General features: G+C 60.0%; 12 protein-coding genes. 6 read left to right on the forward strand and 6 right to left on the reverse strand.

Features of this window, described 5'->3' with window-relative positions:
- Positions 1–166: 166 nt before the first annotated feature.
- Complete coding sequence (locus J3Q04_RS25245; protein ID WP_420766102.1) at positions 167–3,031, reverse strand: putative bifunctional diguanylate cyclase/phosphodiesterase; 2,865 nt, start codon at positions 3,029–3,031, stop codon at positions 167–169.
- Between the two features lie 260 nt (positions 3,032–3,291).
- Here J3Q04_RS25245 and uvrD point away from each other — a divergent pair, with 260 nt between their 5' ends.
- The 3 genes from uvrD to J3Q04_RS25260 all read left to right on the forward strand — a co-directional run bounded on the left by uvrD (position 3,292) and on the right by J3Q04_RS25260 (position 7,137).
- Positions 3,292–5,475, forward strand: coding sequence for a DNA helicase II (gene uvrD / locus J3Q04_RS25250; RefSeq protein WP_434608763.1), 2,184 nt, complete (start codon positions 3,292–3,294; stop codon positions 5,473–5,475).
- Positions 5,476–5,719: 244 nt separating this feature from the next.
- Entirely contained in the window at positions 5,720–6,592 is an 873-nt protein-coding gene (locus tag J3Q04_RS25255) for a Tim44 domain-containing protein (protein ID WP_434561548.1), read from the forward strand.
- Positions 6,593–6,729: 137 nt separating this feature from the next.
- The gene (locus tag J3Q04_RS25260) at positions 6,730–7,137 is read left to right on the forward strand and encodes an SMI1/KNR4 family protein (protein ID WP_003187120.1); all 408 of its coding nucleotides are present in this window, start codon (positions 6,730–6,732) and stop codon (positions 7,135–7,137) included.
- Positions 7,138–7,158: 21 nt separating this feature from the next.
- Here J3Q04_RS25260 and J3Q04_RS25265 read toward each other — a convergent pair whose 3' ends face one another.
- Entirely contained in the window at positions 7,159–8,922 is a 1,764-nt protein-coding gene (locus tag J3Q04_RS25265) for a cation:proton antiporter (protein ID WP_434608761.1), read from the reverse strand.
- A gap of 265 nt (positions 8,923–9,187) precedes the next feature.
- Between J3Q04_RS25265 and J3Q04_RS25270 the strand changes: the two genes are divergently transcribed.
- A complete protein-coding gene (locus J3Q04_RS25270; RefSeq protein ID WP_434608759.1) occupies positions 9,188–9,673 on the forward strand; it encodes an acyl-CoA thioesterase in 486 nt (161 codons plus the stop codon).
- 45 nt (positions 9,674–9,718) lie between these two features.
- On the opposite strand, the gene pdxY is transcribed toward J3Q04_RS25270, so the two are convergent.
- Entirely contained in the window at positions 9,719–10,591 is an 873-nt protein-coding gene (gene pdxY, locus J3Q04_RS25275) for a pyridoxal kinase PdxY (RefSeq protein WP_420766098.1), read from the reverse strand.
- Between the two features lie 119 nt (positions 10,592–10,710).
- Here pdxY and J3Q04_RS25280 point away from each other — a divergent pair, with 119 nt between their 5' ends.
- A complete protein-coding gene (locus tag J3Q04_RS25280; protein ID WP_434561546.1) occupies positions 10,711–11,133 on the forward strand; it encodes a DUF3301 domain-containing protein in 423 nt (140 codons plus the stop codon).
- Between the two features lie 12 nt (positions 11,134–11,145).
- Here J3Q04_RS25280 and J3Q04_RS25285 read toward each other — a convergent pair whose 3' ends face one another.
- Entirely contained in the window at positions 11,146–12,111 is a 966-nt protein-coding gene (locus tag J3Q04_RS25285) for a CobW family GTP-binding protein (protein WP_434608755.1), read from the reverse strand.
- 27 nt (positions 12,112–12,138) lie between these two features.
- Here J3Q04_RS25285 and J3Q04_RS25290 point away from each other — a divergent pair, with 27 nt between their 5' ends.
- Positions 12,139–12,492 (forward strand): NADH:ubiquinone oxidoreductase, encoded by a 354-nt coding sequence (locus J3Q04_RS25290; protein WP_434608753.1) that lies wholly within the window; start codon positions 12,139–12,141, stop codon positions 12,490–12,492.
- On the opposite strand, the gene J3Q04_RS25295 is transcribed toward J3Q04_RS25290, so the two are convergent.
- Positions 12,489–13,139, reverse strand: coding sequence for a DUF1826 domain-containing protein (locus J3Q04_RS25295; protein ID WP_434608751.1), 651 nt, complete (start codon positions 13,137–13,139; stop codon positions 12,489–12,491). The genes J3Q04_RS25290 and J3Q04_RS25295 overlap by 4 nt on opposite strands.
- Positions 13,139–14,347: a zinc metallochaperone GTPase ZigA gene (zigA, locus tag J3Q04_RS25300; RefSeq protein WP_434608749.1), complete on the reverse strand. Its 1,209-nt coding sequence runs from the start codon at positions 14,345–14,347 to the stop codon at positions 13,139–13,141. The genes J3Q04_RS25295 and zigA overlap by 1 nt, the downstream gene beginning before the upstream one ends.
- Between the last annotated feature and the right edge of the window lie 69 nt (positions 14,348–14,416).

Below are 14,416 nucleotides of genomic sequence, written 5' to 3' on the forward strand. Positions count from 1 at the left end.
CTCTTGTTATGGGCAGGTGCCGGGATGTAGCAGGCTTGTAGTTATACTACAAGAATCGGCTCTTCGCCTGTCCAATACGTAACTGAATTGACCTTGTTGTCCCTTGTTTTGGCGGGCGACGCTCCTTGTAGCCGTCTCGCAGGCTCGGCGCACGCCAAGTCCAATCCTATCCCTGCTCCCGCAGCAGACGGGCGAGGCCTTCGGCTCCAACCGGTCGACTGATGAGATAACCTTGGACTTCGTCGCAGTGCTCATTCTTCAGGAACTCAAGCTGTCCCTCCCGCTCGACACCTTCGGCCACAACCTTGAGCGACAGTCCGTGGGCCATGGCAATGATCGCGCGGGTGATGGCCGCGTCCTCGCCCCCCTCCTCCAGCCCACGAACGAAGGCCTGGTCGATCTTCACGTAATCCACCGGGATGCGCTTGAGGTAGCTCAGGGACGAATAACCGGTGCCAAAGTCATCGATGGCCAGCTTGACTCCCAGATCCCGCAGCTGTTGGAACGTAGCGATGATGTGCTCGACGCTGTCAAGCAACTGGCTCTCCGTGAGTTCCAGCTCCAAATAATGCGGAGCCAGGCCGGTTTCTTCGAGCACTTGGCGCACCAGGCTGACCAACTTGCCCTGGCGCAACTGATGCACCGAAAGGTTGACCGAGACACGAATGGACTCCAGCCCCTGGCGCTGCCATTCACACGCCTGCCAACAAGCCTGGCGCAGCACGAACTCGCCGATCGGACCGATCAGCCCGGTTTCTTCGGCGAGACCGATAAACTCCCCGGGTGGAATCTGGCCCATGCTCGGATGCTCCCAGCGCACCAACGCTTCGGCGGCATTCAGACGCCCCGTCGCCAGGCATAGCTTGGGTTGGTAGAACACTTTCAGTTGTTGTTCTTCCAACGCCTTGCGCAACTGGTTCTCCAACTGCAGACGCTCCAGCGTGCTGGCTTGCAGGCTGTCGGTGTAGAACTGGAAATTATTCCCGCCCAAGTGCTTGGCGTGTTGCATGGCCATGTTGGCCTGGCTGACCAGGGTGGAAATTTCCCGCGCGTTATCCGGCAGCAGGCTGATGCCTATGGAGGCGCTGACCACCAGTTCGTGACCATCGATCGTCACCGGCACGCGAAGCTTGGTGGCCAGTCGGGTCGCCACTCGCGCCAGGCTCGAAAGATTGCCGTAGGCGTCGAACAGTACCGCAAACTCATCGCCGGACAGCCGGGCGATGGTGTCGGCTTCGGGCAATGCGTTGATCAGGCGCCGAGCCATTTTCTGCAAAAGCTGGTCGGCGATGTCATGGCCGAGGCTGTCGTTGAGCAGTTTGAAACGGTCGAGGTTGATGTGCAGCAAGGCCAGGCTACGCCGTCCTCCCTGGCGCACCCGCTGATGGGCTTCGTTCAAGCGCTCACGGAACAGCGAGCGGTTCGCCAGCCCGGTCAGCTCGTCATAATGGGTCAGATAGCGCATCCGCTCTTCGGATTCGCGCCGCGCTGAAAGATCGGCGAAGAAACCGACTATATGGCTGATATTTCCCCGCGAGTCCCGCACGACATTCAACTGGAGCCACTGTGGGTAGAGCTCGCCGTTGGCGCGCGCCTCAACCAGCTCGCCTTGCCAGGTGCCGTGCTGCTTGAGCGCTTGGCGAATCACCGGATAGTGCCGACGCGCGTCGCGACTGCAAGGCAGATCAACCACATTGCGCCCCAGCATGTCCGCGATATCGAAGCCGGTCACTCGTGTAAACGCCTGGTTGGCGGCAAGCAGCGCGTAATTGGGATCCAAAATCACGATACCCTCACTGGCGGCCTCGAACACCGTGGCGGCCAGTTGGCGCTGCTGTTCCAGCTCCTTGCTGACGCTGATGTTGCGGCGCGTACCGACCATGCGCAGTACCCGCCCATTCGCGCTGCGCTCCACGGCCCGGCCGCGGTCTTCGATCCAGACCCAATGGCCGTCGCCGTGGCGCACGCGGTATTCGATCTGGTAATCCTCGCTGCGGCCCTTCAGATGTTCGACAAGGGCACGCTTGAGTGCCGGAAGGTCTTGGGGATGCAGGCGCGGGGTGAGATGACTGAGCATGGCCGTGATGTATTCAGGTTCCAGGCCAAACAGCTCCTTGAGCTGGGTGTGATGAACCTCGTCGGTCTGCAGGTTCCAGTCCCACAACCCCAGCTCACTGGCCTTGAGGGCCAACGCCAGGCGCGCTTCACTCTTGACCAGGGCCTGGCTGGCCGCTTCCAGTTCGAGGCTGCGCTGCGCTACCCGCGCCTCCAGGCCAACCTGCGCCGTGCGCAATTGGGCCTCGGCGGAGCGACGCTGTTCGACCTCCCGGGCCAACGCCTCGTTGAGCTGCGCGCCGCGGCTTTGTGCCTGCTGCAAATGCTCGATCAACGCCTGGTTCTGGAACCGTCGCAACATCCCGTTCTGTATCAGCCGGTTGACCTGCCAGGCCACCACGCTCAGCGAGACCAGCACCACCAGCCCGAGCCAACCCCAGCCACGTTGATGCTCGTCCGGCCCCCAGAAAAGATAAGCGATAGCCGGCAAAAGACAGGGCAAGGTAAAGGACAGGAACGCCGGTAGACTCACGGCGTAAGCGACACTGGCAGAGAGGGTCGCGGCGCCGATCAGGCCGAACACCCAAGCCTGTTGCTGGAAACTGTCTGCCGGCACCAGGGCAATGCCCGCACCGGCCAGCGTCAGGCCGGTCATGGCCGAGCCCAGAAGAAACATGCGCAACCAGACCGGGTGGGCCTGGCGGCTTGGTATCGCCGAATCGAAAGCGGCCACCTGGATCACCCGCAGCGCGACCAGCGACAGTAACCAGACCAGCCACACGCTGACCAGGAAATAGCGCTGAGGCTCCCACAGCAGCGCCGCGCAGACCAGACCGTTGATCAGCATGAACAATGTGGGCAGCAGCGAGCCCTGGTACAACAACCTGGTGCGTTCGACCGCCATTTCCGTGGCGTACTGCTTGCAGATAATCCGCGGCTCTACACGCGGGCCTGCCAGATCGGAATTGAAGGTCATAAATGTTGTTCTTGTTCTTATTCAGGGGAGCATGGTGAGCCCGAAACGATCACCGAGCATACACAAGCCAAAGGCCATCCCACACTGCCCTGGTTCATAAAAATACTGAAAAAACGCGGATCCAATTGCGCGCCGGCCACCGTAACCGAGCCCCGCCGATGCTTGCGGGCGCTGACTGACCGGTCGTCCGCAGGCGGTGTTTTGTCGGCCAATGCAAAGCTCGGTTTGCCCGAGGTGGCGCCGCACCCTAGAATGCCTCGATGCGCGATGATCTCTCCCTTCTGCTGAACTCCCTAAACGATGCCCAACGCCAGGCAGTTGCTGCCTCCGTGGGCCGTCAATTGGTCCTGGCCGGTGCCGGCTCCGGCAAGACCCGAGTGCTGGTGCACCGTATCGCCTGGTTGATCCAGGTCGAGAACGCCTCGCCCCATTCGATCCTGTCGGTCACCTTTACCAACAAGGCTGCCGCCGAGATGCGCCATCGCATCGAACAGTTGATGGGCATCAACCCGGCTGGCATGTGGGTCGGTACGTTCCACGGCCTGGCCCATCGCCTGTTGCGCGCCCATTGGCAGGAAGCCGGCCTGAGCCAGACCTTCCAGATCCTGGACAGCGACGATCAACAACGGTTGGTCAAGCGCGTGATTCGCGAACTTGGGTTGGACGAACAACGCTGGCCCGCCCGCCAGGCTCAGTGGTTCATCAATGGTCAGAAGGACGAAGGCCTGCGCCCGCAGCATATCCAGGCCAGCGGTGACCTGTTCCTGGCAACCATGCGCAGCATCTACGAAGCCTACGAGGCGGCGTGCCAGCGTGCGGGGGTTATCGACTTCTCGGAACTGTTGCTGCGGGCGCTGGACCTGTGGCGTGACCACCCGGGGCTGCTGGAGCATTACCAGAGGCGCTTCCGGCATGTCCTGGTGGACGAATTCCAAGACACCAACGCCGTTCAATACGCGTGGTTGCGCCTGCTCGCCAAGGGCGGCGACAGCCTGATGGTCGTGGGCGACGACGACCAGTCGATCTACGGCTGGCGTGGCGCCAAGATCGAGAACATCCACCAGTACTCGGCGGACTTTCCCGACGCCGAGGTGATTCGCCTGGAACAGAACTACCGCTCGACCGCCGGCATCCTCAAAGCCGCCAACGCCCTGATCGCCAACAACACCGGTCGCCTGGGCAAGGAGTTGTGGACCGAGGGCAACGAAGGCGAGGCGATCAATCTCTACGCCGCGTTCAACGAACACGATGAGGCCCGCTATGTGGTGGAAACCATCGAGAGCGCGTTGAAAACCGGCCTGGCCCGCAGCGACATCGCCATCCTTTATCGCTCCAACGCCCAGTCGCGAGTGCTTGAAGAGGCCTTGCTTCGCGAACGGATCCCTTACCGTATCTATGGCGGCCAGCGCTTCTTTGAACGCGCCGAAATCAAGAACGCCATGGCCTACCTGCGCCTGATCGAAGGACGAGGCAACGACGCGGCCCTGGAGCGGGTAATCAATGTGCCGACGCGGGGCATCGGCGAGAAAACCGTCGAGGCGATTCGCGACCATGCCCGTCACAGCCATGTGTCGATGTGGGAAGCCATGCGCCAGCTGGTGGACAACAAAGGCGTCACCGGCCGTGCCGCCGGCGCCCTGAAGGCTTTCATGGACCTGATAGAAGACCTGACCGCCAAATGCGGGGAAATGCCCCTTCACTTGATGACCCAGACCGTCATCGAGCAGTCCGGCCTGATTGCCTACCATGAAGCTGAAAAAGGCGAGAAAGGCCAGGCCCGGGTGGAAAACCTTGAGGAACTGGTCAGCGCTGCGCGCAACTTCGAAAACACCGAAGAAGATGAAGACCTGTCGCCGTTGTCGGCCTTCCTCGGCCACGCCTCCCTGGAGGCCGGCGACACCCAGGCGGACGAGCATGAAGACAGCATTCAGCTCATGACCCTGCATAGCGCCAAGGGCCTAGAATTCCCCTACGTCTTCCTGGTGGGCATGGAAGAAGGTCTGTTTCCCCACAAGATGAGCCTGGAAGAGCCCGGACGCCTGGAAGAGGAACGGCGCCTGGCTTATGTCGGCATCACGCGTGCCATGCAGAACCTGGTGATGACCTACGCTGAAACCCGGCGTTTGTATGGCAGCGAGACCTACAACAAAGTGTCGCGATTCGTACGTGAAGTGCCGAAGGGTCTGATCCAGGAAGTACGTCTTTCCAACAGTGTCAGTCGACCGTTCGGCGGCAGTCAGCAACAAGGCACCAGCAGCCTGTTTGGCGGCAGCGACATCCCGGAGACCGGCTTCAGCCTGGGCCAGGCCGTCCGACATTCGGTATTCGGCGAAGGCGTGATTCTCAACTTCGAAGGCGCCGGTGCCCAGGCTCGGGTCCAAGTCAACTTCAGCGAAGGCAGCAAATGGCTGATGCTGGGGTATGCCAAGTTGGAAGCGATCTAAAAGCCTCGGTAATCCTCTTTGTGGGAGCGAGCTTGCTCGCTCCCACAATTATTCTGAAAACATTAAATATTTCCGATAGAACTTGTTCACCTTTCCTACAGCCCAAAGCGAACAAGGCTCCTTGCGCGAGCCGAACCTGAACCTTGGCTGTCACGCAAAAGCCCGAAACACTCTGCTGCTAGCCAGCAACAGTTCACCTGTGCAACATGGCGCGCGTGCTATCCACAAATGGGAATGCCTTTATATGAAACGTTTTCTTAGCATCGCCATGGCGTTGTGCATCGGCCTGACGATGGCCATCGACGCCAATGCCGCCAAGCGTTTTGGCGGTGGTAAAAGTTCGGGCGCAGCCCCGACTCATCAGACCAGCCAGATGGCGCCGTCGTCTGCCGCCGGGTCCACTGCCGCCACCGCGGGCGCGGCAGGTGCTGCTGGCGCGGCCACCAAGGCCAGCGGCGCTTCGCGCTGGCTCGGCCCCCTGGCCGGTATCGCGGCCGGTGGTCTGCTCGCTTCCATGTTCATGGGCGACGGCTTCCAGGGCATGCAGATCTTCGACATCCTGATCATGGCGGTCATTGCCTTCCTGGTCTTCCGTTTCATCGCAGCCCGTCGTCGCAAGCAGCAGGAGCAATTCGCTCCGGCCGGCCATGCGCCGATGCAGCGTGAAGTGTTCAACCAACAACCTGCCGGTGGCTCGATCTTCGGTGGCGCGGCTGCTCCAGTGGCGCGCCCGGTGATCAACGCACCTGCCTGGTTCAACGAAGAACGCTTCATCGAAGCGGCACGCAGCCATTTCATGTCCCTGCAGCAGCATTGGGACGCAAACGAAATGGACAAGATCGCCGAGTTCGTCACCCCGCAATTGCTGGAGTTCCTCAAGCGCGAGCGGGCCGAGTTGGGTGATGGCTATCAGTCCACCTACATCGACAACCTCCAGATACAACTCGAAGGCGTCGACGATCGCGCCGACAAGACTATCGCCACCCTGACCTTCGTCGGCGTGTCGAAAGACTCTCGCTTCGACCAAGGTGAAGCGTTCAGCGAAAGCTGGAACATGGAACGTGCCCAAGGCGAAAACCAGCCTTGGCTGGTCGCAGGTATCCGCCAGAACGGTTGAACCTTTGCGCGTTTCGCAGGTTGAAATAAAAGAACCCCGGCACTTGCCGGGGTTTTCTATTTCGCGGTTGCATCTACAGCGGGCTACTGTATAAACCGCCCTATAAAACCGCGCCATCGAGAAAGAGGATCCCGGACGTGGAAGAAATCATCGAACAATTACGCGAAGCCAACGAACCCGTACCGGTTCCATTGGAATTGCCCGACGAAGACTTGCTGGTGGAAATCGAAGAGCAGCTGTTCATCGATATCCCGTTCGTGTTCCGGGAGTTTTTGCTCACCGTCAGCGATGTCGTCTACGGCAGCCTGGAGCCGGTGACCGTTACCGATCCGCAGTCCCATACCTACCTGCCGGATGTGGCCGCCAATGCCTGGGATGCCGGTGTTGATCGAAGCCTGATTCCGATCTGCCAGGACGGCGATGACTACTACTGTGTCGAAGAAGACGGCACCGTAGTGCTATGGCAGGCAGAAGAGGAGCTGATCGCCGAGGAAACGTGGGAATCGGTATGGCACTGGGCAAGGGATGTCTGGTTGGAAAGTTGATGCTCTAGCGTCCGGCGCTGATCAATGCCCGGACGATCCCTTGTGATTGTCCAGCGTTTCGAGCAAGGCCACCTGCATTCGTGTATGCAGGCGGACAAACCAGCGCCAAAGCAGGGCCGCCAAGGCAATCGCGACCACTGCGATCCATACCAGCAGCTTGTTGGTCGGCAAGATACTGGCTGACAAGGCTGCCAGCAGCAGGAAAATCACCAGCAGCGAAAGGAGCGGAATCACTTCGGCGATCACGCGACGCACGCGCTGGGTGTGGCGGCCGGCCATCTCCGGCTTTACACCCATTTCCGCCAGCAGCATCGACAACGCCTTGAGCTTGCGGTACGCCGCGATCAGGAACGGTAGCGACAGGAACAGCGAGCCGCCCCAGATCAACGCTTTCTGCCAGCTCGGATCGCTGATCCAGTCTTGCAGATAGGCAGACACTCGTTCGGCAAAATACCCCCCCGAGACAAAAATCGCGATCACCAATGCCAGGTTGACACCCACCTGCAGCATGATGCGCCTGATGATGGAAGCCAGCATGGCTCCCTCACCCTGTGGCTGGATGCTGCGCAACCATTCTCCATACATGCCCAGCACGCGCGTCAATCGCTGCGGCATTGCCGACGCCAATCTGACCGACAACGGATCAGCGGCCCGAATCAGATAAGGGGTCGACAATGTCGTGAGCACCGAGACAGCCACAGCGACCGGATAAAGGAAATCGCTGGTCACCTGCAGGGTCATCCCCAACGAAGCGATAATGAAAGAAAATTCGCCAATCTGTGAAAGCCCCATCCCGACTCGTAGAGAGGTGCGTCCATCATTTCCCGCGACAAAGGCGCCGAGACCACAAGAAAATATCTTGCCCAATACCACCGCGCAGGTAATGACTGCGATCGGCCACGCATATTGAAGCACAATGGCCGGATCGAGCATCAGCCCGATAGCCACGAAAAATATTGCGCTGAACAGATCGCGCACAGGCTCCACCAATCGCTCGATCTTCAGCAATTGTCGAGACTCGGCCATGATCGCACCGATCAGGAACGCCCCAAGCACCATGCTGTATTCCAGCTTTACCACCAGCAGGCAGAAGCCGAAACAAAGCCCCAGTACGGTAATCAACAACATCTCGTTGCTGTCGAACTTCGCCACGTACGCCAGCAATCGCGGCACCAGCAGGATGCCGACGACCAACGCGACGATCATGAACAGCGACAGCTTGCCGACCGTGGAAAACACCTCGCTGGAGCTTACGGTGCCGCTGACAGCGATGCTCGACAGTAAAGCGATGATACCGATGCCGAGAATGTCCTCGACGATCAATACCCCGAAGATCAACTGCGCAAAGCGCTCGTTTTTCATCTTCAGGTCATTCAAGGCTTTGACGATAATCGTGGTTGAGGAAATCGCGAGGATCGCGCCGAGAAACAGCGAGTCCATGGCGCTCCAGTCGAACCAGCGACCAATTTCATAGCCGATCCATATCATCAATACGATCTCTAGGAACGCAGCGATAAACGCCGTGGCTCCCACCTTGAACAGTTTGCGCAGGCTGAACTCCAGGCCCAGGGAGAACATGAGGAAGATCACGCCGAGCTCGGCCAGGGTCTTGATCGTTTCTTCATCGTGAATGAAGCCGAACGGCGGCGTATGCGGGCCGATGATAAAGCCGGCGACAATGTAGCCCAGCACCACCGGTTGCTTGAAACGATGGAACAGTACGGTGACCAACCCGGCCGCCAGCAAGATGATCGCCAGGTCTTGAATGAAACTGATGGCGTGCATTGTGGGGCTCCTTGTCGAAACGACTCCAGGTGAAGTCGGGTACGTCCGTTTCTTTTGTAGGAATACCCGGCATGACGGGTTTTTTGCAGGTTAACACCGGGACTTCTTACGAAAAGACGGTGCAATATATGGAAACAGATCCACCCAAGCGTGACGGCAAGTCGTGGCGCAGCGTCCCGATATGAGTGGTTTGAACCCGCTCACCACATTCCAGCGCCCGCAGAGGCGCGCCCTCGAAACTGCTGCCTTGAACCGTGAGAACGTTATGGAACCCGGAAACGCCCAGCTGTCGATGACGGTGTTGATGACCCCCGATATGGCCAACTTCTCTGGCAATGTCCATGGCGGCACCTTGCTCAAGTACCTGGATGAGGTGGCCTACGCTTGTGCCAGCCGCTATGCCGGCCGATACGTGGTGACATTGTCGGTAGACCAGGTGATTTTTCGCGAGCCGATTCATGTCGGCGAGTTGGTTACCTTCCTGGCGTCGGTGAACTACACCGGCAATATCTCGATGGAAGTGGGCATCAAAGTCGTGACCGAGAACATTCGTGAGCGCTCGGTTCGCCATACCAATAGCTGCTTCTTCACCATGGTAGCGGTGGATGACCAGCGCAAGCCCGCGCCCGTCCCGCCGCTGCAACCGCAGAACAGCGAAGAGAAGCGCCGCTACGAACAAGCGCAGCAACGTCGCCAGATTCGCCAGGAACTGGAGAGGCGTTATCAGGAAATCAAGGCGGACGGGCCGTAACCCGCCGTCGAAATCAAGGTGGGAGCGAGCTCGCTCCCACAGCGATCAAAGGCTGATCGGCATGGCCTCGAATCGCACGCGCGGATGGGCAATACGGTCCTGGGCGCGGACCAGCTGCAATTCGTAGCTTGCACACGCCTGGGTTTCCAACAGCACCTCATGCACGGCCGCAGCGGTGAATTCAAAGGCTGCCGACAGGCTGTCCCCCAACAGTATCCGCGCCAGGAACAGCCCCGACGTCAGGTCGCCGACTCCGACCGGTTGGCGGGGGAACGCCAGCAATGGACGGCGCAAGTGCCAGCTGCCTTCAGCCGTGACCAACAGCATCTCGAAGCTGTCTTCGGGCTTGCCGGGATAAGCCAGGTGCTTGACCAGCACGACTTTCGGGCCACGGGCCAACAGCGCACGGGCCATCGCCAGGCAGTCGAGTAGTGATTGCGCCTTGCGGCCGGAAAAACTGTCCAGCTCCAGCTGGTTAGGACACATGATGTCAGCCACGGCAGCGGCCTCTTCCAGCAGGAACCTGCCCACCTCGGGCGCGACAATGCAGCCCTTCTCCGCATGCCCCATGACCGGGTCGCACAGATACAACGCCTTGGGATTACAACGCTTGATGCGCGCCACACCCGACAGGATCGCCTGTCCCTGGGCTGCGCTACCCAGATAACCGGACAGCACCGCGTCGCAATTGCCCAGCTCGCCAATGGCCGCGATACCCTCTACCAACAGCGGTATCTGGTCCGGCGGGAGCACTTCACCGGCCCACTGCCCGTATTGGGTGTGATTGGAAAACTGCACGGTATTGAGCGGCCACACGTTTACGCCGACCCGCTGCATCGCAAACACGGCGGCGCTGTTGCCGGCATGGCCGAATATCACGTGGGACTGTATGGCAAGCAGATGGGGCGTGCGTTTCATGCGGGAAATGTCCGTAAAACGATTGAAATTCAAGCCGCGCAGTATGCGACTAAACGCAGCCTGTACGACAGACCGGCGACACAGTTAAGCTGACGGCAACTTGTTGGAGCTCTTCGTTCATGCTGACCCTTGGAAACATTTTCGTGCTGATGCTGCTGGCTACCGGCGGCGCCTGGCTGTGGCACAACCATGGCTTGCGCGAACGAGCCTTGGCGAGGGTCATGCAACATTGCGCCAACCTGAAGATCGAGCTGCTGGACGGCAACGTGGCGCTGCGAAAGATCGGATTCGTCAAGGACGCCAACGGACGGCGGCGCCTGGCACGTATCTATAATTTCGAATTCACAGTGACGGGCGAGACCCGTCATACCGGCACCATCACTCAGTTCGGTGCCCACAGCGCGCATATCGAACTGGCTCCCTACCCGATGCCCTTCGAAGAGGCCCCGCCCACGCCAGTTGAGCCGGTGCAGACCCGGCCCAGAGCTGAAGTCATCGAACTGAGCCAGTGGCGTCAGGAGCACAACAAATGGAAGCCTTGAAGCAAAGCTGATTCAGGTGCACCGAGCAATCAACAGACCCGTTTGCAGGCGATCAATGTCTTGCGGCTGGTCGAATATCAGCTCGATCCGCGAGTCTTCGCGCCGTTCACTGGCTTGCCATTGCAGTGCCGCCGCTTCCAATGCATTGGCGGAAACCCAACCGTCGGCACTGTGGATAACCATCTTCGCGCGCTTCCAGTGATGATCTGTTAGCCAATGCGTAAGCGCCGCTGTGTCGAATTGCTGGCTGGGGTGCCAGCGCCAGCCGATACTCCAGCCGCCCTCCTGCTGCTGATACAGGCGGATCGGCACCGCCGGGTCGGTCCATATGGCCGCCATTCGACCCAGGCTTTTGGGCAGGCTCAAGTTATCCACAGCCTCGCTGCCCCGAGCCGCCAGGCCAGGCAATTGGTCGATCGGCAACGCTGCGTGCTGCGTCCAGTACAGCGTCCGTCCTGGCAGTTGCATCGCCAGCCGTTCCCGGTCGGCTTGCGTAAGGGTCTCGGATTTGTTCAGCACCAGCAGTCCGGCATCCGCCAGGGTTTGTCGCTGCGCATCGGGCAACGGCTTGCCGTCCGCCATCGCCTGGGCATCCAACACCAGCACGCAGGGTTGCACCGCCAGTACACCAAGCCAGGGTGCTTCGTTCAGCTGCCGCACCAACTGCACCGGATGGCCGAGGCCCGAGGGTTCGATAAACAGCCGATCCGGCCGAGCCTTGCGCAGTAGACGCCCAAGACCGATCTGAAACGGCGCGCCGTTGACGCAGCACAAACAACCGCCGGCCACTTCGCCCAGTGCGATACCATCGCCAGCCTGGGTCAGTAACGCGGCATCCAGGCCGATCTGACCGAACTCGTTGATCAGCACCGCCCAGCGCTCGCTGGCCGGGCGCTGGGCCAGAAGATGCCTGATCAGGCTGGTCTTGCCGGCGCCCAAAGGGCCGGCTATGACATGAGTGGGGATGTGCTGCAACATAATCGACGGCTTTCGATGGAGGTGAACATGCGAATGATCGGCTGGTTGTTACTGGCGATGACGTCGAACCAGGTACTGGCCCAGGCTTGCGTGGTTCACAGCCAGGCGGAGCGGCTCGATGTGAAAGTCTGCCAGCAGAACCGCAACATTCCGCAGAAGCTGTTTGCCGATGGCTTCTGCCAGCCAAACCTGGCCGGCCAGAAGGTCGAGGTGCAATACGTCGATCAGTGCCCCGGCGGCGCGTTCGGCGTTTGCCGCAACGCTCAGGTCGCCAATATGCCTTACCGCCAGGATATTCACTACTACGGCGTGGCGACCGATGCCGCTTACCTACAGCCATTTTGCGAAGGGCAAAGCCAGGGCACCTGGCATAAGCCTTAAGCCAACCAGTCCAGCGTGAGAATCAGGCGACGCTCTTGCGGGGCGGGTTCCGGTGAGCGGTGGATCAGGCCAAACCCCTCGTTGCCGTGCCATTTCTCGCCTTTAAGCAAGCCGACATCACCGCAACAGAACTGCTCGATCACTTGTGGATCCACCGGTTCGGCCTCAGGTTGCCCCAGGCGCTGGCGATCCATGACGCCCTCCTTGAGCCACTGGCTGCCGACGCCCCCATAGGTGGTCAGCAGCCGCACCGGTACGTGATCAACGTGAAAGCGCGGGCACATGGCCTTGTCCAACGTGCGAAGACGCAGACCGACCCGTTGCGCCCCCAACAGGCAAGCAAATGCGCAAACCAGCCAAGAGACGTCGGCGATAAAGCCTTCATAGCCGTGCAGGTCGCTGAAGCCTGCAGCCAGGCCTTGCAGCGCTGGCTGGGCGTCATCATCCGGCAAGTCGAGCACCCGTGATTCGGTCAATGGCTGGTCCAACGCAAGTACCAGTGCCGCGAAATCGCCGATGTGCGCGGGAAGCTGACGTTGCCAGACCGCCAGGTTGGTGCCGTCGTCCAGGATCTTCGTGAGTATCTCCGGTGTATCGCCTTGGACCTGCTGTACCTGCAATGCCCTTTTCAGACTCGGCGCCAGCATCACGCTACCGCCTCTTCATGCCATGGGCCGAATGGATCGGACAATAGCCGCCAACTTTCGACACCAAGGGCCAATTCCTGGTCGGTGAGCAGGCAGGCGTCCAATTCGGCGGTGAGTTGACCAAAGTCGATGTCCTGGCCAATAAACACCAGCTCCTGACGGCAATCGCCGGTGACTACAGACCAGTTCTTCATGATGGCCGCTGTGCTCTCTTGGTCCTGCGGCCATTGGTTTTCTGGTACGAACCGCCACCAGCGCCCGGCAAATCCGTGGCGCATCAGGCCGCCGGCCTGGGACCAGCTCCCCGCCTCCTCAGGTTTGCTGGCCAACCAGAAGAACCCCTTGGAGCGCAGGAGCTTGCCATTTGGCCACGGACGGTCGATGAAGTTGAAGAAACGCTGGGGATGAAACGGCCGACGTGCCCGGTAGGCGGTCGAGGCAATGCCATATTCCTCTGTCTCAGGTACATGCTCGCCACGCAGTTCCTGTAGCCAGCCAGGCGCCTGGGCGGCGCGCTCAAAGTCGAAAAGGCCGGTGTCGAGAATACGGCCCAGCGGTACCTGACCCATGACCATTGGAATGATCTGCGCCTGGGCGTTGAGACGCTGCAGAATCGCGGTCAACTCTTCCCGCTCGTGTTGGCTGATCAGGTCGATCTTGCTGATCAGAATCACGTCGGCAAACTCGATCTGTTCGATCAGCAGGTCGGTGATCGAGCGTTCATCGTCCTCGCCCAGAGTTTCCCCCCGTGACGCCAGGCTTTCCGCGGCCTGATAATCCAGCAGGAAATTCACCCCATCGACCACCGTCACCATGGTGTCGAGCCGCGCCACATCGGCCAGGCTTCGGCCCTCCTCGTCACGAAACGTGAAGGTTTCGGCCACCGGCAACGGTTCGGAGATGCCTGTGGATTCGATCAGCAAATAATCGAAGCGCCCTTCCCGGGCAAGTTGCCCGACTTCTTCAAGCAAGTCCTCACGCAACGTGCAACAAATGCATCCGTTGCTCATTTCCACCAGTTTCTCTTCCGACCGGCTCAAGCTGACGTCTCGCTGGACTTCGCTTCCATCGATGTTGATCTCGCTCATATCGTTGACGATGACGGCAACGCGAAGGTTATCCCGATTGCGCAGGACGTGATTAAGCAGGGTACTTTTTCCGGCACCGAGAAATCCGGAAAGCACGGTCACAGGGAGACGCTTGGTCATCAGAGGATCCTCGTTGGGACGCCGTTATTCACGGGGAGTCTTCAGGCATTGGTTCGATGAAAGGCTGGT

Source organism: Pseudomonas sp. D4-21 (assembly GCF_051132125.1).
Taxonomy (GTDB): Bacteria; Pseudomonadota; Gammaproteobacteria; order Pseudomonadales; family Pseudomonadaceae; genus Aquipseudomonas.